Origin of the sequence: Escherichia sp. WS568 (assembly GCF_046486085.1) — a bacterium.
GTDB lineage: Bacteria > Pseudomonadota > Gammaproteobacteria > Enterobacterales > Enterobacteriaceae > Escherichia > Escherichia coli.
Genome location: NZ_JBJQMC010000025.1, coordinates 36,431 through 59,042 on the forward strand (window position 1 = coordinate 36,431; position 22,612 = coordinate 59,042).

General features: G+C 44.9%; 18 protein-coding genes. 3 read left to right on the plus strand and 15 right to left on the minus strand.

Features of this window, described 5'->3' with window-relative positions:
- The gene (locus ACJHWR_RS21460) at positions 1-324 is read right to left on the minus strand and encodes a DUF3302 domain-containing protein (RefSeq protein WP_000478193.1); all 324 of its coding nucleotides are present in this window, start codon (positions 322-324) and stop codon (positions 1-3) included.
- 181 nt (positions 325-505) lie between these two features.
- Here ACJHWR_RS21460 and ACJHWR_RS21465 point away from each other — a divergent pair, with 181 nt between their 5' ends.
- Positions 506-649: a hypothetical protein gene (locus tag ACJHWR_RS21465; RefSeq protein WP_001039208.1), complete on the plus strand. Its 144-nt coding sequence runs from the start codon at positions 506-508 to the stop codon at positions 647-649.
- Between the two features lie 218 nt (positions 650-867).
- Here the strand turns inward: ACJHWR_RS21465 and aldB are convergent, their stop codons facing one another.
- The 13 genes from aldB to ACJHWR_RS21530 all read right to left on the minus strand — a co-directional run bounded on the left by aldB (position 868) and on the right by ACJHWR_RS21530 (position 19,048).
- A complete protein-coding gene (aldB, locus tag ACJHWR_RS21470; protein WP_410226714.1) occupies positions 868-2,406 on the minus strand; it encodes an aldehyde dehydrogenase AldB in 1,539 nt (512 codons plus the stop codon).
- Positions 2,407-2,513: 107 nt separating this feature from the next.
- Complete coding sequence (locus tag ACJHWR_RS21475) at positions 2,514-3,809, minus strand: Fic family protein (protein ID WP_000985736.1); 1,296 nt, start codon at positions 3,807-3,809, stop codon at positions 2,514-2,516.
- Between the two features lie 129 nt (positions 3,810-3,938).
- Positions 3,939-5,090 carry an L-threonine dehydrogenase gene (gene yiaY / locus ACJHWR_RS21480; RefSeq protein ID WP_000741507.1) on the minus strand — a complete coding sequence of 384 codons (1,152 nt, stop codon included), beginning with the start codon at positions 5,088-5,090 and terminating at the stop codon, positions 3,939-3,941.
- A gap of 190 nt (positions 5,091-5,280) precedes the next feature.
- Positions 5,281-7,125 (minus strand): selenocysteine-specific translation elongation factor, encoded by a 1,845-nt coding sequence (selB, locus tag ACJHWR_RS21485; RefSeq protein WP_000582423.1) that lies wholly within the window; start codon positions 7,123-7,125, stop codon positions 5,281-5,283.
- Entirely contained in the window at positions 7,122-8,513 is a 1,392-nt protein-coding gene (selA, locus tag ACJHWR_RS21490) for an L-seryl-tRNA(Sec) selenium transferase (RefSeq protein ID WP_000206287.1), read from the minus strand. Before selA ends, selB begins: the two co-directional genes overlap by 4 nt.
- Before the next feature lie 97 nt (positions 8,514-8,610).
- Positions 8,611-9,219, minus strand: coding sequence for a glutathione S-transferase (locus ACJHWR_RS21495; RefSeq protein WP_000779783.1), 609 nt, complete (start codon positions 9,217-9,219; stop codon positions 8,611-8,613).
- 156 nt (positions 9,220-9,375) lie between these two features.
- Entirely contained in the window at positions 9,376-13,185 is a 3,810-nt protein-coding gene (locus ACJHWR_RS21500) for a S6 family peptidase (protein WP_012311883.1), read from the minus strand.
- 171 nt (positions 13,186-13,356) lie between these two features.
- Positions 13,357-13,875, minus strand: coding sequence for a hypothetical protein (locus tag ACJHWR_RS21505; protein WP_000610760.1), 519 nt, complete (start codon positions 13,873-13,875; stop codon positions 13,357-13,359).
- Positions 13,868-14,389: a fimbrial protein gene (locus tag ACJHWR_RS21510; RefSeq protein WP_000521293.1), complete on the minus strand. Its 522-nt coding sequence runs from the start codon at positions 14,387-14,389 to the stop codon at positions 13,868-13,870. Before ACJHWR_RS21510 ends, ACJHWR_RS21505 begins: the two co-directional genes overlap by 8 nt.
- A gap of 13 nt (positions 14,390-14,402) precedes the next feature.
- Positions 14,403-15,374, minus strand: a complete 972-nt coding sequence (locus ACJHWR_RS21515) for a fimbrial protein (RefSeq protein WP_001170857.1) — start codon at positions 15,372-15,374, stop codon at positions 14,403-14,405.
- Positions 15,375-15,403: 29 nt separating this feature from the next.
- A complete protein-coding gene (locus ACJHWR_RS21520) occupies positions 15,404-16,084 on the minus strand; it encodes a fimbrial chaperone (RefSeq protein WP_012311580.1) in 681 nt (226 codons plus the stop codon).
- Between the two features lie 7 nt (positions 16,085-16,091).
- Positions 16,092-18,449: a PefC/AfrB family outer membrane usher protein gene (pefC, locus tag ACJHWR_RS21525; RefSeq protein WP_000711478.1), complete on the minus strand. Its 2,358-nt coding sequence runs from the start codon at positions 18,447-18,449 to the stop codon at positions 16,092-16,094.
- 71 nt (positions 18,450-18,520) lie between these two features.
- The gene (locus ACJHWR_RS21530; protein WP_001314223.1) at positions 18,521-19,048 is read right to left on the minus strand and encodes a fimbrial protein; all 528 of its coding nucleotides are present in this window, start codon (positions 19,046-19,048) and stop codon (positions 18,521-18,523) included.
- A 744-nt stretch (positions 19,049-19,792) separates the two neighbouring features.
- Between ACJHWR_RS21530 and ACJHWR_RS21535 the strand changes: the two genes are divergently transcribed.
- Both ACJHWR_RS21535 and ACJHWR_RS21540 read left to right on the plus strand, forming a co-directional pair.
- Positions 19,793-20,299: a sigma factor-like helix-turn-helix DNA-binding protein gene (locus ACJHWR_RS21535; protein ID WP_001054915.1), complete on the plus strand. Its 507-nt coding sequence runs from the start codon at positions 19,793-19,795 to the stop codon at positions 20,297-20,299.
- Between the two features lie 190 nt (positions 20,300-20,489).
- Positions 20,490-21,320: a helix-turn-helix domain-containing protein gene (locus tag ACJHWR_RS21540; protein WP_410226715.1), complete on the plus strand. Its 831-nt coding sequence runs from the start codon at positions 20,490-20,492 to the stop codon at positions 21,318-21,320.
- Positions 21,321-21,475: 155 nt separating this feature from the next.
- Here the strand turns inward: ACJHWR_RS21540 and ACJHWR_RS21545 are convergent, their stop codons facing one another.
- A complete protein-coding gene (locus ACJHWR_RS21545; RefSeq protein WP_000364939.1) occupies positions 21,476-22,612 on the minus strand; it encodes an HlyD family secretion protein in 1,137 nt (378 codons plus the stop codon).

Here is a 22,612-nt window from a genome sequence, read left to right on the forward strand (position 1 = left end):
TTACTCGGCAGAAGAGGATTTGATGTCAGCGAGCTGTTTCTCCAGCCCGGCAATACGCTGTTGTAGTTGCACAACGGAGGAGTCATGGTTTTGCATTCCCCATCCACGCTCCGGGCGGTAAAGCGTGGCCCAAATCCACAAAAATGGCCAGATAACATGTAACGTAAAAAGACTTACCCAACCAGCAACATGAATGGCGTCGGCATGTGGATGATTACGTTTTTTAGCAATCAGGTAGGGAATATCATGTAAAATAATAATCCCATAGAAGATCACCAGAAATACAAAAATAAGCACTCCCAGTGCAAAATAATCCAGGAACATATTTCCCTCAGAGAATATAAAAAAGAACAATTAACGCATATTATGAAATACCATAATGCGGTGCAATTTCCTTATTTATATAACGACATATGGTTTTTTATATACTTTCTGAAGTGTGTGCCTGGCTTTTCAATAGGTCGAAGCTTATCATATTGAAATAATGTAACTATTGACCAAATTTATGAATAAAAACCGTAAAACATCCACAATGCAGATTAAGCGTATTAAACCTTCAATTATCTACCGTTTATTGCTGATTGGCCTCGGAACGCCAATGGTGATTTATGGCCTGGTTCGCCCGCTCACCATCGAAACGCGAGATTAAACTCCTGGCAAAACACGCCCCAGAAACGCACTTCTGTTGGCGTAGTCTGGGTTATTGCGCACGTAGATTTAAAACGTAAATTGTAACAACGTGCGCTTTGTTTATGCCGGATGCGGCGTGTACGCCTTATCCGGCCTACGGTCAGGTCCCCGTAGGCATGATAAGACGCGTAAGCGTCGCATCAGGCAATGAATACCCAATGCGACCAGCTTCTTATATCAGAACAGCCCCAACGGTTTATCCGAGTAGCTCACCAGCAGGCACTTGGTTTGCTGGTAATGCTCAAGCATCATCTTATGGGTTTCGCGTCCGATGCCCGACTGTTTGTAGCCGCCAAACGCCGCATGTGCCGGGTAAGCGTGATAACAGTTGGTCCACACGAGCCCGGCCTGAATGCCGCGCCCCATCTTATAGGCCAGATTACCGTTGCGGCTCCAGACACCCGCGCCCAGGCCATATTGCGTGTCGTTCGCCAGCTCCAGCGCTTCTTCCATCGTTTTGAAGGTGGTCACCGCCAGCACCGGACCAAAAATTTCTTCCTGGAACACGCGCATATTATTCTGACCAAACAGAATCGTCGGTTCGAGGTAGTAGCCGTCTTTCAGTTCGCCTTCCAGCAGCTTGCGCCGCCCGCCGGTGAGCACGTCTGCGCCCTCTTTTTTACCAATATCAATGTAGTTGAGGATGGTTTCCAATTGCCCGTGCGAAACCTGCGCCCCCATTTGCGTCACGCTGTCGAGCGGGTTACCGCTGCGAATGCTTTCGACACGGCGGATGGCGCGTTCCATAAAGCGTTCGTAGATAGACTCCTGCACTAAAGCACGGCTTGGACAGGTGCAAACTTCGCCCTGGTTAAAGGCAAACAGTGCAAAGCCTTCCAGCGCTTTATCGAAAAAGGCATCTTCTTCATCCATCACATCAGCAAAGAAGATATTTGGGGATTTGCCGCCCAGCTCCAGCGTCACCGGAATAATGTTTTGCGTGGCGTACTGCATAATTTGTTGGCCCACTTCCGTTGAGCCGGTAAACGCCACTTTGGCGATGCGTTTCGAGGTCGCCAGATATTCGCCAATTTCTCCGCCCGCACCGTTGACCACGTTCACCACGCCCGGCGGCAGTAAATCACCGACGATTTCCATTAGCAGCAGTACTGAGAGCGGGGTAAGACGTGCGGGTTTCAGCACCACACAGTTGCCCGCCGCCAGCGCGGGAGCCATTTTCCAGCTCGCCATCAGCAGCGGGAAGTTCCACGGAATAATCTGCCCCACCACGCCTAACGGTTCGTGGAAGTGATAAGCCACAGTTTCGCTATCCACTTCACTAATACCGCCTTCCTGCGCCCGAATACACGAGGCAAAATAGCGAAAATGGTCAATCGCCAGCGGCACATCAGCAGCACTGGTTTCGCGAATGGGTTTGCCGTTATCCCAGGTTTCAGCGGTCGCTAACAGTTCGAGGTTCTGCTCCATCCGATCGGCAATCTTAAACAGAATCGCCGCGCGATCCTGCACCGAAGTATGCGCCCATTTATCTTTCACTTTGTGCGCAGCATCCAGCGCCAGATCGATGTCTCGTTTGCCCGAAGACGCCACTTCGCACAGCAGCTGTCCGGTCACCGGCGTCAGGTTCTGGTAATACTCGCCGTCGGCAGGGGCTACCCATTCGCCGCCAATAAAGTTGTCGTAGCGGGCTTTTAACTTGAGGGGGAAACCATACTCGCCGGGCTTAATCTGTGCTGAAGGGGGATTATTGGTCATGATCGTCTCCTTGCGGTGTGAGGTATAACAAGGGTAGACGTGACTGGCGAAATCTTCGCCAGTCGATAACAGCTTTACGACGGCTATCACGAATTTACGGGCAAGGGTTACAGCGGATAATGCGCGAAGTACACGGCTTGCTGGTCATTAATTTTCTTCTCTTGCGCAAACCCTTCTTTAACAATTGTCCGTAAATCAGCTCGAGCCGTATTATCAGAGACGCCCAGGCTCGCGCTAATTTCAGCAACTGTGTACTCTTTCCCCGGATTGGCGAGCATCACATTCAGGAGCGTTACCTGGCGCGGATTCAGGCGTTTAAGCACACCAGAGCTAAACAGCACACTATCGAGTTTTGCGCTTCGTTGTGTAATTTCATCGATATGCTGCTGCCAGTTTTGCAGAGCACGTTTAATGACACCCGCCTGATATTCAAGGAAATAAGTCAGATCCATACCATCTGATTCAGTGTACTGGTAGCTGGCGGCATATTTGACCGGTGCAGCATGAAGCAAACGGCTGATGGAAATATATTTAAAGACATCGTAGCCCGATTTCAGCATATACCAGTAAAACAGCGCCCGACTGGTGCGCCCGTTGCCATCCCGAAACGGATGTTCATGGGCCAGCATAAAATGCAGAATGCAGGCACGGACCAACGGATGAATATACCCTTCATGGCTGTTTAACCACTGGCAAACTTTTTCCAGCCGTTCCGGTAACAATGCCGCAGCGGGCGGTTGATGCACTATATTGCCATCATAGTCGGCGATCACAACATCATCTGTTTCACGAAATTCTCCCGGACGATATTTCGCGTCATTGATTCCACCCATACCAATGGCATGTAACTGGCGAATAAGCGCAGGTGTCAGCGGTTCTGCGAGTAAGTGCGGAATTTCCGCCATCAGCCGGGCATTTCCCGCAATCATATGCTCGTCTTCAGTGCGTGGCGACCGCCCTGTTTCCAGCATTTTTCTCGCCACCAGCGTTGTAGTATTCGCACCCTCCAGCTGGGAGCTGGTGATCGGCTCTTCCAGGCGTAACTGGCTTAACTCGGCTCCGGCCCCGCGTAACCGTTCAGTCTGATCTTTCAGCGCCAGCGCGGTAGCACGTTTGTCGACAAGCTCGCACGCTTCTGCAATCACCGGGGTAATGTTGAATCCGGCCTGTTCACCCGCTTCATTGCAATAATTAATTCGTTGGATCGCCGCGTTGCGCGCCAGACGGGTAAGCGTCCACGCCACATCGACGTTTTCTCCTTTTTTGATGCGGTACTGCAACTCATCAAAAGGCAGATAACGTCCTTTTTCATCGGTAACCCGGTTAAAGCGCAGGTGGGCCAGGAGTTCCTCACCCGATAAGTGTGATAAAGGAATAAGTCCGGGAGGTGATTTGATAGCCATGTGCTTATCTCAAAAAAGCGCAATATTGAGATAGTATATAGCAGGAAAGAGAAACTATCTCAAAAAAAGCAAGTTTTGAGATAGTTGAAAAAGCGGCTGACAACTCGCCAGCCATTGTGGGAATGATGATTACATCGCAGCGCGATAAATTGCCACAATCTCTTCGTGAGTTGCCTGAATCGGGTTAGTAAACCCACACGCATCTTTCAGGGCATTGGTGGCCAGTACCGCGAAATCTTCTTCTTTCACGTTCAGGTCACGCAGGCCTGCCGGGATATCCACTTTCTTCGCCAGTTCACGGATGGCGTTAATGCAGGCTTCAGCACCTTCCGCGTCGTTTTTACCAGTCACGTTCACGCCCATTGCAGCGGCACAGTCACGCAGACGTGCTGCAGCGACTTTGCTATTGAATACCTGAACGTGTGGCAGCAGAACAGCATTACATACACCGTGTGGCAGGTTGTAGAAACCGCCCAGCTGGTGCGCCATCGCATGAACATAACCCAGAGAAGCATTATTGAACGCCATACCGGCGAGGAACTGGGCATAAGCCATTGCTTCACGCGCTTTCGCATTACTGCCATCTTCAACGGCTAACGGCAGGTTTTCGGCAATCATGGTCACGGCTTTCAGGGCGCAAGCGTCAGTGATCGGCGTGGCGGCAATAGAAACATACGCTTCGATAGCGTGCGTTAAGGCATCCATACCCGTTGCGGCGGTCAGTGACTTCGGCATACCGACCATCAGAGATGAGTCATTGACAGAAAGCAACGGAGTTACATGTTTATCAACAATCGCCATTTTGATATGACGCGCTTCGTCAGTGATGATGCAGAAACGGGTCATTTCAGAGGCCGTACCCGCCGTGGTATTGATGGCGATCATCGGCAGCTGCGGTTTTGCAGAGCGGTCAACGCCTTCGTAATCGCGAATATCGCCGCCATTGGCTGCCACCAGCGCAATACCTTTTGCGCAGTCGTGCGGAGAACCACCGCCTAAGGAGATCACGCTATCGCAATTATTTTCTTTAAGTAATTTCAAACCTGCGGCGACGTTTTCCGTGGTGGGGTTAGGTTGGGTGCCATCATAAATAACGCTAAAAATATTGCGTTCTTCCAGTGCTTTTTGCACATCACCCGCCATACCCAATTTCGTTAACATATTGTCGGTGACAATTAAGGTACGGGTAAATCCATAATCTGCCATCATATTCATTGCATCATTCAATGAATCAGCACCAATAACATTCACGGAAGGAATAAAAAAGGTTGAAGCTGCCATAACACACTCCTGAAAGTGTAAAAAAGGGCGGGCAGCTTACTGAGAATTTTCATTTGAAAATATGATCAACATTACCGTTTATTAAAATATTTTTAATAAAAAGCACGTTACATTCATCAAATAACGTGCCTTCTTAACATTAATAAGAAATTTTGTATTAATTCATATTTATTATGAATTAATCATTTCCTTATTTTTCCGGAAATAATAATGCGTCGCGTAATAAATGATCATTTCCACGACGACGCGTAAAGCCAATGCGGTCAAAATATTCCAGAATCTGAATTGCCAGCTTTCGGCCTACGCCTAAGCGATCGCGGAAATCCGCCGCGCAGGTTGAACCACACTCCTGATCGAGATCGCGGATCATATTAGCAAACTCGACAATCCGATCGTTACGGTAATAACGATCTTTAACGATCGCGGTAATTATCCCCTGCTGCGCCGCCTGGCGTAGAGTCAGGCGCATTGCCTGCTCGTCGGTTCCCGTCTCTTTTGCCAGGTCTCGCACCCACCACGGTTCGTCACCAAACAGTGGCTCTGCTTTTTGCCAGATGGCCTGCTGCTCTTCGCTGAAGCCCGCTTTGTGATCCGGCAGATGCAGCCAGCCGTGATGACTGAGGATGTCGCCGCTTTCGCGCATCTTTTCAATCAGCAACAGTACCAGCGCTTCATCTTCCATTGGCAACGCCATACGTCGCAGACGTTCGCGCCCAGGACCAGGTTCATCGCGATGTTGCTCATGATAAGTCGCTAATGTGTCGAGAATTTTCCGCTGCCAGCGGGCGGCAACCGGCGCATTCAACAAGCTATAACCAGCCTGAATATAGCCAGGCTGTTGCAGCAGTTCGCGCATCCCTTCGCCGTTGAGCTGGCGCGCCCAGGCGAAATCAGCAAGGTTAACCGCGCCGCGTTCCAGATGAACAGATAACGCATCGGCATCGCTCTGCGCCCGTGCAAGAGACGCCAGCCATTGCAGATATTCCGGCTTACGCTTACCGCGACGCGGCGGGTTAAGCATCACCACACGCGCCCCCGCCAGCGTGTTGCGGGCCGAGATATCGCGCAGCACTATGCGATCGTTATCCGCCAGCCACAGCGGCGTGTCGAACACCAGCTCGGCAAGGTTATCTTCCAGCAGCGAAACGCGTCCCGTAACGTGGCTGGCGGCGTGGTGAATATGCAGCGGCTGCCACTGGGTCAGCGGTGTATGGGTTTGAAGCTCGACAATCACCCGTGTGAACGGCTCCGGCGGCACATCGGCAAGCAGCCAGTCGCCACGGTTAATCTGCTCTTTTTCCGCATCACCCGCGATGTTAAGCGCGATACGCTGCCCGGCATGGGCAGTTTCTGTTGGCTGATTTTGCGCATGTAGCGCACGCACGCGCATCGGTTTATTTACACCAGTCAGCCAGATTGAATCGCCTACCTTCACTTCCCCGCTTAACGCCGTACCGGTAACGACCAGCCCGGCACCTTTTACGGTAAATGCGCGGTCGATCGCGAGGCGGAAACTATGTTGGCTGGCGTGTTCGCGTTCTGGTAACTGAAGCAGATGCTCGCGCAGGGCATCAATTCCCCGACCTTCGGTTGCTGCGGTGATAAACAGTTTTGCCTCAGCAAAACCGTATTCCCGCAGCACCTCCTTTACCTGGCGTTCAACCTCATCAACACGCGCTTCGTCCACGCGATCGGCTTTGGTCAGCGCCACTGTCAGCATCGGGTTACCGGTCAGCTGCAAAATCGCCAGATGCTCACGGGTCTGTGCCATCACGCCGTCATCGCACGCCACCACCAACAGCGCGTGATCAATACCACCAACGCCCGCCAGCATGTTGGAAAGAAACTTTTCATGACCGGGTACGTCGATAAAACCAGGCACGCGACCATCCGGCTGCGGCCAGTAGGCATAGCCGAGATCGATGGTCATGCCGCGCTTTTTTTCTTCCGGCAGACGGTCGGCATTTACGCCCGTAATCGCCTGCAACAAGGTTGTTTTGCCGTGGTCAACGTGTCCGGCAGTCGCAATAATCATTTCAACAACATCTCCAAAAACCGTTGCTCATCTTCAAGGCAGCGTAAATCCAGCCACAATCGTCCGTCATAAATACGACCAATCACCGGCACTGGCAATTCACGCCAGCGGGCGGCTAATGACTCAAGGTGGCTACCGCGTCCATCATGGGGTGTAAACGTTAATGCCGCGCTCGGCAGGCGATCAACCGGCAGCGAACCACTGCCAATCTGCGAAAGACATGGCATAACCTGTACCGCAAACTCCGCGCCGTAATGTGCGGCAAGGGGAGCCTGTAAACGTTGTGCCTGGATTTGAATGACCTCTGCGCTGCGGGTAAGCAGGCGCAGGGTCGGTAATTTTTTACTCAGAGCTTCAGGGTGTAAATAAAGACGCAACGTGGCTTCCAGCGCCGCAAGGGTCATTTTATCCGCGCGTAATGCACGCTTCAGCGGGTGGCTTTGCAGTCGGGCGATCATCTCTTTTTTACCAACAATAATTCCTGCCTGCGGCCCGCCTAACAACTTGTCGCCGGAGAAGCTCACCAGACTGACGCCCGCCGCAATCAACTCCTGCGGCATTGGCTCTTTCGGCAAACCGTACTGGCTAAGATCGACCAGCGAGCCACTGCCTAAATCAGTCACTACGGGGACATCCAGCTCTTTGCCGAGCGCCACCAGTTCCGCTTCATCTATCGCTTTGGTGAATCCCTGAATGCTGTAGTTACTGGTATGTACTTTCATCAACAGCGCGGTATTTTCATTCACCGCCTGGCGATAATCATTAGCGTGCGTGCGGTTGGTGGTCCCCACTTCGTGTAGGGTGCAGCCTGCCTGACGCATGACATCAGGAATACGAAACGCGCCGCCAATCTCCACCAGTTCGCCGCGAGAAACCACCACCTCTTTCCCGCTGGCAGTGGCCGCCAACATCAATAACACCGCCGCCGCATTGTTATTAACGATACAGGCATCTTCCGCCCCCGTAATACGGCACAGCAGCTGCGCCAGCGCCCGATCGCGATGTCCGCGTCCGGCGTCGTCCAGATCGTACTCGAGGGTCACTGGCGAACGCATAGCCTTCGTAACGGCTTCCACCGCGGCTTCCGCCTGTAAAGCTCGCCCAAGGTTGGTATGCAGCACGGTTCCCGTCAGGTTGATCACCGGACGCAGCGCGCTTTGCGCCTCTTTCGTCAACCGGGCATCAACTTCTTGCGCCCAGTTTTCACACCATGCGGGCAGCGTCTGGCTGCCACGAATCACTTCTCGCGCTTCGTCGAGCATCTGACGCAACAATTCCACCACGCGGGTGTGACCATAAGTATCACGCAAAGAAAGGAAGGAGCTATCGCGCAATAAGCGATCAATAGCCGGAAGTTGACTATAGAGGGAACGCGTTTCGGTTGTCATAGGAAACCTGGCTGATCAAGGCCCTCTCACACGGAGAAGGGCGTTTAACATAACCACGGATTGTAACGTGAGATGGGTCAGGAGGACATATCGCGCATCAAGCCTTTGGCGGTTCGGTGCGAGCAAAACTTTCGCGGCTAAAGAGGTTTTCGACCAGTTTGACTAAGTGTGGGCGGTCGACACACCAGCCTGGCGCAACGCGGCGGAAATTGAGATATCCAACGGCACAGGCAATGGCGATAGTCGCCAGATTGACCGTATCGGTTTTGAGCGTGCCATCGACCAGATATCCTTCCAGCACATCCAGACTGCGGTTGATTTTCTCCCGCTGGCGTAACAATTCATCTTCAGACTGCTGCGCCGCCGGACGCGCCTGTTCACGCACCGATACCAGCCCGGCATCCATAATGCCATCCGCCAGTGCCTCAATTTTGCGCACTCGCAACGACTCCAGCGGATCGCGCGGCAACATCGCCGGAGCGACATTCATTAATTCAATATATTCAGCGATGATCGCCGAATCAAACCAACATTCACCCTCTTCGGTCACCAGCACCGGCACTTTCCCTAACGGGTTAAATTGCGCCACGCCGTTGTCCGCGTTATAGGGCAGTTCATTAATAAATTCGAAAGTTATGCCCTTTTCTAACAACAGAATAGAAAGTTTGCGTACAAACGGGCTGGTGTAGCTACCGACGAGTTTCATTATGTTTCCTTTTTGTTAACAAAATATGAGTATGACCCATGGTTACAAATAAGCAGGTGTTATTGATATGAGTGTGATGACAAACGCAAGATGGCCCGATACGTACGCATATCGGGCCTTGTAGATGAAACGACCTTTCGGGTGAGATTCTAAATATTAGAATGTATAGCGGATATTAGCATTGATCGCATTATCGACGTTGTACTTACCAAATGCTGATTTCTCAACGGTCAGGCCGATACGGGTATTGTCTTTAATGCGTGTATCAATCCCAATATTGGCTAACATACGACCATCTTTACCGTTGTACACGGTGGACTCACCAGCAAAATCACGGTACGTGGTAGCACCAGTATTACGCAGGTCAAATTGATAACTTAAACCAGCCTTCGCTGTAACCTGCCAGTCGCGGCCATCCAGTGTTTTTCCAAACTCCACACCAGTACGGCCAATCAAGGGTTTTGCCTTTTTACGCTCCATGCTGACATCCATACCGTTGTATTGCCAGTTAAAGGTATTGCCTGACAACGTCCCGTAAACCAGTTCGGCCTGCGGTTCAATAAAGACATCAGGCTTCCACTGATAGCGCCAACCCGTTTCTGCGCCTAAATACCATGAGTGAGCAGTATCGTCTGCCTTTAATCCCATCGTTTGCAGTAAATAGTCGTTGCTGTGATGGACATATTTACCGATTACGTCAACATACACGCCTGAATCAAACAATGTCGATGCGTACAGTCCACCACCTACGGAACGGGTTTTCCCCTGATAACTTTCAGCGCTGGCTTTACTATCGGTAACGGTCATCATGACGCCTGTAAAAAGATCTCCCCCCTCAAAATGATGCTTTCTGTCAGCACCAACCTGCAGATGTACGTGGCGATCGGAAAAACCGCCATAACCTGAGCCAGAAGAGTTCATCAACCGAGCCCATGCGCCGGTTTCACCTTTTGTATCGCGCAGGTCACCCATACGACGGTTTAAGTTATTAACCTCAGTCAGAAAGTTTTTAATATTAGTGTTCATCAAACGCTGACCTTCTTTAAGCGCTGTACTATCACTCTGAACATCGAATCCTTTCAGACGCCACTGTGTAGTCCCATCGACATTAACCACCTCAATCTTTGGAGTCATTGAGTGAAAGCCTGTTTGTTGGGTCACCGTTTTAAATACCCGGGTATTGTTGGTTACGTTTTTGGCGGTAATAAGCGGAATATTGCTGACCGACATTTCACTAAGCGACCGGGTCGGTTTCACATACAGAATATTGTTTTCTCCACTAAACGTATCAACAACCTTGATGCCGCTGCTGGTCTTGCCATCTGTAGACATAATAAGCTGACTGTTTTTGAGTGTCAGATTGCCCAGCAATGAGGTTTTGTTCAATGTCCATGAAGTGTTATCAATGCTGACATTAGCTTCTGGTGCGTAGATATCGCCTGTATACAAAATGCCTGATGACGTACTTTGTTTTCCGCTATTCCCAAAGTTAATGTTGGTATCAGACCATGCATTAATGTCGCCATTGACGTTGGTGCCAGAACCAATATTCAGCGAGGATCCGGTCCCCTTGAGATTCCAGGCCGTTGCTGAAAAAGGCGTAAAGGTTGACGATGATTCCCCTAACAATGAGAGTTTTGCCCCATTTCCGAACTCGATAGTACCATCCGATTGCAAACCGGCAGTGCTTGTCAGTTGAGCATTATCAGAGAGTTTGATTACAGAGTGGGTAAACATGCTGCTCTCGGTCAGATTCGCGTTAGTCGAAGAGATAGTTACACTACTATTGCTACTGATAATTCCACCACTGAAGTTCTCATTGACCCGCAGGGCTGAGCCATTTGTCAGATTAACGTTCCCCGTAAAGTGGCTTTGATCTTCTGATGCAGTCGCAACTGATTGACCTTCCACAGGTGTCGTTTTTACGCCATTACCATCATTGGTATCTATATAAAGATCTTCACTACCCAAAGTAACAGTGGAATTATTGGCATTGATTGTTGTGATTAATCCTGCATTACGAGCAAGGTAAAATGCCGCATTGTTGAGATCCAGCGACTTCAGATTAAATTGCCGTGTTTGCCAGTCACTTTGCGTGAAAGAGACAGGTTGGGTGAGCACGGAATCATCGCCCAGCGCCTTTAATTTATTGGCGACTGACTGAGTGCTCACAGCATGGATAACCGGATGTCCCTGAAAAAAGAGGCGCCCCCCCTGCTGCGTCATACTACCCGCTGGCGTATTAATTCCGCCATCAACCACGAATGTATTATTCACATTGGATGTTGCGTTATTTTTAACATTCACATTGCCAGTGAAAAAACCATGGAACATCGTCGTCACCGGCTTCGTGGTGTCTGTTGAATTAAAATCCAGGCTAGTTGTCGCAAGCGAACCGCTATTGGTTAATATCGCTCCTTCATCAGCTGCATTTAACGCATGAAAGGTTAAATCATTACCGTTAATATCGAGTTTGCCGCCACGATACCCCCATTTGATATTATCCGGGTTCATTTGCTGACTATCGCTCAGTACCAGAGTTGGCCTACCACTAACAATACTGGCGGACTCGAACGCCTGAACCTGACCGTTGCTATCTGGTTTTTGGGCGAGCACAACTGTTCCATCACCCACACTGAGCGTTCCGGGATTGATGCCAGTGCCGGAAATGTTTAACGTCCCGGTACCTAGCTTATGCATACTATCGCCCTTAACACCGTTAACTTGCCAGTTCACGGTATGATCACCATTGACAATAATACCGCCCCCTACCCAAGTCTGATCAGCGTCCGGTTTTACTATGTAATCACCGTTAAATGTGAGCGTACCCGCTCCCTGATTGACAATATCCTTTAATACCACTGTGCCGGTGTTTTCGAAGGACAAATCCTTTCCATGATTAAATGAAACAGCACTACTTCCAGTGTCACGACCATGCATCTCCCAGGCATCCGTTCCCTGGGTCAGCTTACCGGTACCCGTGGAAATATCGTAAGTCCAGTTAATATTTTCGGTTGTACTCGTTGGCGTCACTGGCGCGTCAGTATCAGCCTCAATATTGGCACTCACTTCATTCACTGGAATAACGGTAAACCAGTTGGTTTTTCCTGCATTACCCGCATAGGAATTGAGTACTGCAACCAACACCCATTTATTACGTTGCGTATCCCAGGCAAAAAGGGGAGAGCCACTATCACCGGGGATTCCATAGGAAGGCATAGGGCCGTTAGCCGCAGAATAGGTATTACCAGGGTTGGACACTATTCTCTTGTTTGATGATGTTGGTTTACCAACGGTCCCGCCCGTTCTATATGCGTAACCGCCAGCAAGTTGAGTTAATTTCCCATTACGGTCTTTCACATATTGCGTACCAGTACCAACACGGTAAAAGATCGGAAAACGGTCTTGATTTTGATAAGTTCCGTTGGCAGTACCGGCATCGGTTATATCAGCCGGAACCACTTCGGTTACAATTTTATTTAAACGCGGAGTATGGAAATCTACAGAACTATTATTACGATCGACAAGAATATAAGAACTATCATCTCTGTAGCCAAACCGAACATTCTTATAGCCAGTATTATGCTTTACGCTTACAATATATTGTGGCGAAATTAACGTAGCTACTGTCTGTCCACTATCAACAGCGCTAAAATCTATCATTGGCGCCTTATTCAGTGTGGAGTACAACGTCCCGTCTTTCTTATACAAAGGAATATCCAGCGCTCCGACTGAGAACGCTCCTTTATTTTCAGCGAAATCACGATAGGTCTGATATGGGATATCCATTCCCACAATTGACGCCTGAATTAATGGTGAATAGAGTTGAGTAGCTAAAGTAGTCATTAAAACAACAACAGATTTTAATAGCTTATTTCGAGCTGATTTTTTAACCCCACCAGAAAGTTCAGATACTACAACCAACTCTCTTTTTTTATTTAACTTTAGAGTATATACAAAATTCATTGTCAATATCGCTATAATCTAATTTTTTTACGATGAAATTTTAACTTAATGTATTTAATAATTCGTTTTAGATGTCTGGCGCGCTATTAAGAGTGATTTAACCAGACATTAATACCAATGAAATAACCCCAGCATTAATACGGACCAATTGATAACTTCCTCAATACTTTATTAATAGTACGTTAACGTTATAGGTAAACTCGCAGTATAGATACCCGCTGGTATATTTCCTGTATGTGGTGTGACGGTGGCTATTAGCGAAGCATCAAATTCCTTATTACTTACAAGATATGGTGCTTTATTTAAAGCTACTGGTGTTCCAAACTGAACAGCTGAACCTCCCTGTTTCCATACAAGTGCAATATCAACCATATTATTACTGGTCGTGATTTTCGAAGCAGTTCCTCCTATTAATGTAATTTCAAATTTCGAGACACTCCCCGCGCAGTTAATAACAATAGGAACTTCGGTACTATTGTTATCCGCAAATACTCCCGCGGTTGTGACAACAGGAAGCTGAACGGTGGCAGGTAATCCTTGCCCATTATTAATGGTACATTGTGGATTTGTTACTGCCATCGTAATCGGTAGGTTTGCACTTGCCGTTTGTGCAGCAAGTGCATTATTACTCCAGAGAGGAGCCTGCGCAGTCACTGCTATAAGAATATATTTACAGAAAGAGTTAATCATAGCTAACCTCGACAGTTAGACTGGTTGCTATATTGCCACTTTGTATTGTTTGCTCAGGAACCTTTTTTGGTAAAAGTTTAAACTGCCCTAATGCCACATTACTTGATTGTTCCTGAGCATTGAGTTGCAACGACGTATTGTAATTAATATTGGTAAAGTCAGAAGCTGTACTCTTTTTCCACGATAAAGCCAGGCCAACACCAGCTAGTCCTGTTTTCATGATATTTGGGTCACTAGTGGAAACTCCATCCTTTGGTACAAACTTTACCGATACCCCGCTAGCAGGCCAACTACATTGCATTGCAAGCGATACAGTCTGCGGAGAAATACTCGCCGCGTCAATCTCATCAATACGTACTCCACCAAAATTCACGTTGTCTGGTGTTAACGTTAATGCACAGGTGTTGAGAGCCATCGTCGCCGTGATGTTTACTCTATTCGAAATAGTTCGCGACGCATAGCAGCAATTGCAAAGTAATGCAATCATGCAAAATAATATTTTCCACTTTCCCATAAAATATCACCAGTTACATATATGTCGCTGTAATTGTTAAATACGTTGATACTTTCCCTGTGGGATAAGTTGATGCTGGCAATACTTTTATTCTTAAACTAAGTGTATTGTAAACATCATTCGTTACTGGAGCATACACCTGAATGCTTTTATTAAGCTGGGGAGGTGTTTCTTTCCCTTGATTATATTGAACCAACTGGAAATTTAGTTTTTTACCATCAGTAGCAGTGGCACTAAAAGTGGCTTGGTTAGCATTAACAACATTCTCAGGATCAAAACGTAAATTAAAACCATTCACTGCGAGTGCTTTGTTAACGCAGTTCCAGGTAACAGTAACAGATTGATATAGAGCTCCTTTATTAATTTCAATGGGTGATATAGTCCCGAAGTCCAAATTAACTGGTGTTGTTGCCATCGAGCAACTACCTAAGTGCATAACTTTATGCGTCAAGGTTGCCGGATTTGCTGTTACCACGACATTAACATTCGTTCCCTTGACATTTCCTTGAGAAGGGGCCGGTAAAGTAAATGTTCGTGTGGAATTATTCTGCCGCCAATACTCATCTGTCAGTGTTAAGATAAGTTTCCCTACTGTCCCAGACCAGGTATCACCGCCGTTTAATTCTTTAGTGGTCTTTAACCCATTCCCCAAACAGGTAAATCCATCAAGGCGCCAGACAACGCCGGGAATGGTAGTAGTTAAAACACCATTACTACAAGTTCCCCCACTGGTAATAGGTAAGACTAAATAACTTTTCCTTTTCATAGTGGTTGTTTCGATATAATCACCACCGCACGAAAAATTCTGCGATACATTAGCAACTAATGTAGCAACGGGTCCATTCTGCGTAGAGTTGTAAGTATTGTAATTTGTAGTCGTATTATCATATCCAAGAGTAATTCTACCACTGGAGCAATCCACCGCCGCATGACTATGTGGCGAAATAAAAAATAGCGTAAATACAAGAAATAATAATTTCTGCATAGCATTCTCCTTAATAATAAAGGTTTGGGCTAGAGTTTATATTCCCGGTCTACGCCATAATCATCAAAAGAAACAATTGAAATATCTTTTCCTGAAAGTTTACTTCCCAGAGATACCTTCTCAAAAGGCGCAAAAGCCGCGATCTTATTTTTAGTTTCTTCGCTAAGTTTCACATCATGACCATTTTGCTTTACATTAATCACTGCAAAATAGTACGGAGAGTTATTATATAGAATCGTATTTCCCCCCTCATGGATGATCTTGATATTTTTCTCCGCATCTTCCCTACCCTCTTTTAGTGACTCAGGCCGATAAATCATCTTAACCTGAGTATGCAATGCTATGGCAAGGGAGTTTGTGCCCTCTTTTGGTGCTTTAGGGATTTCCTGGACGTTGACCCAAAACAGTGATTCTTTGTCTTTGGGTAAACTGTCATTAATTTTCAGGAGACGCAAAATTTGTTTATGTCCACCAGAAACTTTGAAAAAGGTCGGACTGGGGGCAAAGTAAACGTTCTGATCTCTTGCATTTGCATTATCGATCCAGATTTGACCGCCATACTCTTGAGAAGATTCATTATTGACCTGGACTGAAATGTTATCCTTATCGCCCGCAAAAATATAACGCGTACTATTGAGAACAAAGGCAGCATGGCTATTAAAGCAGATCAGCAGCAAAGCCAATACTGGCATGAGATTTATTTTTTTCATTACATTGTTACTCACAGTGAATCTCCTGAGTTTGGTCATAGTTTTTCTTCAGTGACTGCGTATTAAATTGACACTGGTCAAGCGAAATAACACCTTCATCGTGTGTTTCAAGGTTCATCAGCAAAATACCACCGTTATTTACATAACCCACTTCTTTACCCTGTGTATTTTTTGCGATGCTACCCATAGGAACGACATAACCATTTTTCCCATAAAGTTTAACCACATAGGTATTAATTTTCTTAAACTTCACATTTTTATAAATGATAGCATTTCCCGTTGGGGTCACATTAATCGCATTATCTGTAAGCTCAATATTCTTCGGTAATTTTTCTGCATTTACAGAAATCGTATTATTGTTATAAGCAGTAAGTGGGATTACCGCCCGACCATATTTATCTCCCGGTAAAGAACCGTTAAACATAACACCGGGGACATCTTTCATTTGCACGATAGCCAGTTGATCATTTTTAACTGGAGTAAATATTATGCCACCTTCTGGCACACCAATTACACTACCACCCAACTGGAGTGAAGTAGATGAATTTTTCCCAGTTTGTGAATACGTTGCTGACGTCTGCATCCAGTCGAATAAATAGGAGGCAGAAAGTGTACCACCGATAGTATCACGCGTCTGGTTAACTGATGCGTTATAACTCAGCCTTTGATTAATCATTCCTGAGATCCCAGTATTCATACTGGTCCCCGTACGTCGATCATAGTTAACATTCGAAAAACTATAATGTGTTTTATCAAACAGACTTAACGGCACACTTAATGACAAACCAACATTATAGTCAGCATCCATATTTTGCAGTCTGGAATAACCACCGTTCAGTGTCATTGTTATTTGATCAAAACTTTTTGTCAGACTTAAGTTAGCACCGACCTCGTTATAATTATCCCAGTAATCTTCCTTCCACGCAGAAAAGTTTAAAAACATACCTTTTTCTGGTAGCTGGTAGGTAACGATTGACTCATAGCGTTGCTTTGGCCTATTTCTTATAAAACTATATGAATTATAAGTAAAATCAGCATAGTCAATATAATCCTCTGAATTAAAACGGTAACCAATAAGCTGTAAATTTGCATTATCACCAAGCGCTTTTGCATATTTTAATGACGTGCTATAGCCTTTTAGATTCTTACCATTATGGTATTTTGCTTGTGATAAGTTGCCACTAAAAGACATGGCTCCAAACCATCCAAACGAGCGAATTAGTCCTAAACCAATATTGTTATAATTTTTATCCAGCAATAAAGAGCTATTGAGTGTAAAAGGCTCGAATCCATAGTCATAACTCATTTGGGCAAACAGACTTTCTTTATCCCGTTCGCCATTATCTTGGTTAACTTTGCTACCCATGGCGAGGGCGTAGTTATACGTTCCCGGTCTTAACAAATTAGGCAACACTGCGACAGGGAAACGCTGTTCACGAACGGAGCCATCCTCTTCATAGATTTTCATGATCAAATCGCCAGAGTAAACGCCGTTAAGATCGTTGATCACAAATGGTCCCGGAGGCACGACAATAGATTTTAAGGTATAACCACTCTGCTCAATGGTTACCCTGGCATGGGTTCGCGCAATACCATTAATTACCGGCGAATAGGCACGAGAGTTCCACGGATACATATCCTGATTCGATTTAAGCTGAGCACCGTAAAAGGTAAAACCATTATTCAATGAGTTATAAAGCTGTGTCTTGCCCAGTTGCAAATCGGATTTCAGTGATTTGATTGCCCGCGTCAGTAACAGGTTATTAGTATCGAAATTTTCGCCCTGGTAAGCATACCCCCTACCCAATAACACCCATTCGCCCAGATTCACCTGGCCATCAATACTACTGTAGGTGGTTCTTTCCTGGTTGCTATTTTTTGCAGTATTAACGTCATAAGCTATTTTAAAACCGTTACTACCATAGTCCCACACACCACCATCTTTTGCTGCGTCCTGGAAGCCTGCCTGTGGCAAATCAATAGATACTTCTTGCAACGATTGATCAAACGCGACTTTACTGTTCGCCTCATTACCCAGCAAATAGCACTGGCGTGCAGAATTATAAACATTTTTATAAAAATCTTTATTAATTATAATGCCGTTTTCAGTTAGCCATTCATCAGAAAGACATATCCCCTCAGCATCCTCTTTTGCGATGCTCATCTCAGTAGATGACGCGATTTTAGAACCATTGAAAACAACATCAACAACATATTTACCCGGTACGTTTTCTTTATTGCTGTTTAAAACATCAGGAATATCCTTACTCCCTCCACGAATAAAGCTGTAGTTGAACTCTTCGGCAAGAGCACCTTTAGATAGTAAATGAAAAATAATAGCGGCAATAAATATTTCTTTTTTCATTATTTTCCCTTGCCATAAACATCAGGTAATAAGAAGGGAGGAGATTAATCCTCCCTTCCTTCGCTCATATATTATTTATAAGCAACAACATAACTTGCTGAAGTTGAAAATGCGCCTGGAGTCACAGTACCAGTAGGTTTAACTAACGAAGCACTGTAATCAAAAGATCGAATACCGCCACTAGTTACTTGATAGTTAAAAGTAGTTTGACCGGATTTAACATATGAGCTCGCACCAGTTTCTTGGGCATTAGAAGTAAGTAATGCCATATATGCATTTGTTCCCCCCGTAGTTGCATTGCTAAAACCTTGGGTTGTTAAATTATTTGATGTCCAGCTAATCTGGGCTCCATTTTTTGCCAAGCAAGCATTATCTGAAGGAACAAGCTTAAATTGAACTGAAGCAGGTGTTCCCGTCGTTGATACAGTACCTAAATCAACTGTAGGTATCTCAGCTCCAGAAGCATTTGTAACTTTAAGATCACACGTTGCGCTGGATACAGCCCCTGTAAAATTAACAGTACCACTGTTTGCAGCCATTGCAGTAGAAGTCATCCCAAGTACAGCAAGAATAGCTGAACCTAAAACCAATTTTTTCATTTAATGCTCCTTAAAGCCTTTAAAGAATTGTTAGCCCCAAATTCGGTTAGTCCTATATTTGTTCATGCCCAGAAGTTCATGAACGTCGCAAAAATTACCTCGCATAAGATAAGATGGTCAACAATAAAACCTCATTATCTGGTTTTTATATCTCTTTATTTTATTTAGAAAACACACGCTAAATTAACTTTCATTTTTATTCTTGATGTTTTTATTTTTTATGCTTGTTATGAATAGTCTTCAAATTAAGGACGAAATAGTTTTATTTATTGCGCCATTTATTTATATTTAAAGTTATCCTCATGGAAATTGAATGTTTTGATAAGTAAAATTTAAATTTTAGAGTGTATTTAACAACATAATCTTATCTGTCACGACATGCCTATAGTAAAAGTTCAATTGTTCTTTTGATGGCAACAGATTGTCTGCTATTGAAGTCGGGATTTTTTGAAGAAAACATACCATTTACCTTGAACATATCTTAATTGTGACAATGAATATTCCTCAACAGATCAACAACATGAAACGACCTTATACTGAAAAATGATTATAGATCATTTATATAAATGCATACGATAATGAGCGTCACCTGAAGTACTCAACTCTACTAAAAGTAATTATTGTTATTTTACTGGTTAATTAGTTATAGTTTTTTATCAAATCTTTATATTTTTAATGTAGATATTAAAAAATCTTTATCTTATAGTTGTCGCATAATATAAAAGATAATATTTTAGGATATGTATGAATCTTGTCTTTATACTTGCCAGTGATAATAATTTTTTCAATTACGGGATGCGGTTGATATCTGATATTAACAAAACATTTCGATGCATAGATTTTACAGAAATCGATGACATAGTCAGAGCTGATTTTGATACAAATGAGATTTATCTTATTTGTGATATTAAAAATTATTATGCATATAGTCTTCTGTTATCCGGAAAATCGATAAAGTGTATTGATACTAATAATATTAGAATACATCATAACTCTATCTACATTCATAAAAAGAAGGCATCGGTAAGTGAAGCAATAAACTCCTTAAATAATATTGAAATGGAGATTTTATACCTTTTCTATTTTCATGGTAAGAGTGTAAGAGAGATTTCAAAAATGACTAATCTCTCAAAAGAAAAAATCTATTATCGAGTCAGTCGCATCAAAGTTAAGTTGGGGATGAAAACAACCAGGAAATTACCCGCATTATTAAGAATTTTTTTTAACCAAACAATTGAACCTGAGGATTGACTCGTTAATTACGCATAATTTCATTACGATAATATTATTATTCTTATAGTGATTACATCCATTACGCATATAATTCATTGTTTTTTTAATTATTTGTTAGATTGTTTAAAATTAACTCACGTTGAATTTTCGAGTTTACACAACTTAATAACTCATGGAATTATATATATACAAAGCATGAGGTGGCTTTATGAATAGTCGAGTTACTTGTACAAAGCTTGACATCTCTGTCAATAGAAATCTAGACAAAAATCATACACTTACATTAAAAAAAATTCGTTTTTATAATAGCGCAATGATTTTTATTAGAAATGCACAATTAGTTATTAAAGCAAAAGATGGAGATGTTATTAACATCCCTCCTTTTTCTTTATGCTATATAGAAAAGAATCTTGTCGTTGATGCAACATTAAAAGTGCTTGGCAGCGGTATACCTTATGATATCTATACTATTGATAGCTATCTATTAAATAGCGTGTGTAAGGTTATGGAGCCACTTCTTTTAGGCCATCAACTAGTGAGTCAAATAAGAAAAAAAATATTTTTTTATATCCTTGAGGAAACAGATAAAGAAATTTTTAAACGTCTGATTAATAATAACTTACCGAAACACAGACAAGTTTATAAAATAGCCTATTTACTTTCCAGAATCCATGAAATTGAACCTCTTGTTTATACACTATCAGTTTCAACAGATATCACTTTTACAGAAAAAATCAAAAAAATTATCGAATCAGATTTATCAAGAAATTGGAAGTTAATGGATCTTAGGGATATTTTGCATATGTCTGAGGTTTCGATTAGAAAAAAACTTGAAAAAGAAAACAATAACTTTAATGCGTTGGTGTTAGATATCAGAATGCATCATGCAGCAAAGATGATTACATCCACTGAAAAACATATTAATAGTATTGCATATGATGTTGGATATACCAGTACATCTTATTTCATTCGAAACTTTAAGAGCTATTTTGGTATTACACCGAAACAGTTTTCTCTCAAGGTAAAAAGAAATAATTAAATGTCCACTTTTGGGCATCAAAGGAGCGTTTATATTCTCAGTGGACTAGACAAAAAGGGCTCGAGTTTCGCTGCCTGAACAGCGAATTCTCATGTCCTGTATTTGCAATTTTTTGCTCTCAACCACATTTACAAGATTCAATACATTAATATTATTTAATGATCCAAATAAAGATAATGCATCCAACTGGTCATTCTTAGCAGCACTTTCCGCATCACCGAAACATGGCTGAAATGGTCGGAGTAGACTGCCACCTGGGCGTAGATGCCGTCGGGTAAAGCATCGATATCATCGTTAGGGTCCAGTTCAATGGTTCCCAGCACACCGTCCGTGCCGGGCACGACGGTTAATGATTGCAGTACCCCTTGCGCCTGATACGAACCGCCTGGCACGACAGGTAAAATACTAGTCAGTTTGCCGTGGAACACCTGCCCAGGTAGCGCGTTAAACACCACTTCCGCATCATCGCCGGGTTTCAGACGTAACAGCGAGTTCTGCCGAAATTGGGCGACAATTTGCCGTTTTTGCTCGGGGATGAAAACCATCACCGGACGTAGCGGCAAGGCAGCTGCGTATGTACCTGGGCGGATCAGTACCTGAGTAACGTAGCCATTGCTCGGTGCGCGAATGACAGTCTGCTCAAGGTTATATTTTGCTTCAGTAAGTTGCGCTCTTAAGCTCACAATCTGCGACTGCTCGCCGTTAACCATACTGTCGAGCTGGCTCTGGATCTGCGCCTGCTCCGCCACCGAGCCTTTCACCAGCGCGTCCTGCGCGAGGAAATTTTGCCGCGCATCGTCGATGTCACGTTCCGAGAACGGATTCACCGCCGCCTGGCTGCCTTTCAGGTAACGTTGATAATTTTTAAACAGACGGTCGCGCTCCGCTGAAACCTGGGTGGTGTTGGCCTGCGCTTCAGTGAGCTGCGCGCGCAGCGTCTTTATATTATGCGTCGCCGTCATCAGGTCAGCCTGAAGTCTGTCAACTCGCGCCTGGTAACGAACCGGGTCGAGCTTAAAAAGCACCTCGCCCTTCTGAATAAGCTGATTATTTTTGTCGGTGACTTCAGTAACAATTCCCGTCACCTGTGGCGTGATGGGGATCGCTATCACTGCCTTTTGCGCGGTAAAAGTGTAAGGGTGGTTGTAGTTCATCAACAAAATCAAACCACTCACCAGAAACACGCCTCCCAGCGCCGCCGTCGCCAGCGTCCACTGATTTACCGGAATGCGGAAGATTTTAAAGACCGCCCACGCCAGCGCCACGTAAGTTAAAACAATCAATAGATCCAT

Excerpts from the sequence above, each read along its gene's own strand:
- ACJHWR_RS21460 (WP_000478193.1), bottom strand. The coding sequence starts at position 324 with ATGTTCCTGGATTATTTTGCACTGGGAGTGCTTATTTTTGTATTTCTG.
- ACJHWR_RS21465 (WP_001039208.1), top strand. The coding sequence starts at position 506 with ATGAATAAAAACCGTAAAACATCCACAATGCAGATTAAGCGTATTAAA.
- aldB (WP_410226714.1), bottom strand. The coding sequence starts at position 2,406 with ATGACCAATAATCCCCCTTCAGCACAGATTAAGCCCGGCGAGTATGGT.
- ACJHWR_RS21475 (WP_000985736.1), bottom strand. The coding sequence starts at position 3,809 with ATGGCTATCAAATCACCTCCCGGACTTATTCCTTTATCACACTTATCG.
- yiaY (WP_000741507.1), bottom strand. The coding sequence starts at position 5,090 with ATGGCAGCTTCAACCTTTTTTATTCCTTCCGTGAATGTTATTGGTGCT.
- selB (WP_000582423.1), bottom strand. The coding sequence starts at position 7,125 with ATGATTATTGCGACTGCCGGACACGTTGACCACGGCAAAACAACCTTG.
- selA (WP_000206287.1), bottom strand. The coding sequence starts at position 8,513 with ATGACAACCGAAACGCGTTCCCTCTATAGTCAACTTCCGGCTATTGAT.
- ACJHWR_RS21495 (WP_000779783.1), bottom strand. The coding sequence starts at position 9,219 with ATGAAACTCGTCGGTAGCTACACCAGCCCGTTTGTACGCAAACTTTCT.
- ACJHWR_RS21500 (WP_012311883.1), bottom strand. The coding sequence starts at position 13,185 with ATGAATTTTGTATATACTCTAAAGTTAAATAAAAAAAGAGAGTTGGTT.
- ACJHWR_RS21505 (WP_000610760.1), bottom strand. The coding sequence starts at position 13,875 with ATGATTAACTCTTTCTGTAAATATATTCTTATAGCAGTGACTGCGCAG.
- ACJHWR_RS21510 (WP_000521293.1), bottom strand. The coding sequence starts at position 14,389 with ATGGGAAAGTGGAAAATATTATTTTGCATGATTGCATTACTTTGCAAT.
- ACJHWR_RS21515 (WP_001170857.1), bottom strand. The coding sequence starts at position 15,374 with ATGCAGAAATTATTATTTCTTGTATTTACGCTATTTTTTATTTCGCCA.
- ACJHWR_RS21520 (WP_012311580.1), bottom strand. The coding sequence starts at position 16,084 with ATGAAAAAAATAAATCTCATGCCAGTATTGGCTTTGCTGCTGATCTGC.
- pefC (WP_000711478.1), bottom strand. The coding sequence starts at position 18,449 with ATGAAAAAAGAAATATTTATTGCCGCTATTATTTTTCATTTACTATCT.
- ACJHWR_RS21530 (WP_001314223.1), bottom strand. The coding sequence starts at position 19,048 with ATGAAAAAATTGGTTTTAGGTTCAGCTATTCTTGCTGTACTTGGGATG.
- ACJHWR_RS21535 (WP_001054915.1), top strand. The coding sequence starts at position 19,793 with ATGAATCTTGTCTTTATACTTGCCAGTGATAATAATTTTTTCAATTAC.
- ACJHWR_RS21540 (WP_410226715.1), top strand. The coding sequence starts at position 20,490 with ATGAATAGTCGAGTTACTTGTACAAAGCTTGACATCTCTGTCAATAGA.
- ACJHWR_RS21545 (WP_000364939.1), bottom strand. The coding sequence starts at position 22,612 with ATGGATCTATTGATTGTTTTAACTTACGTGGCGCTGGCGTGGGCGGTC.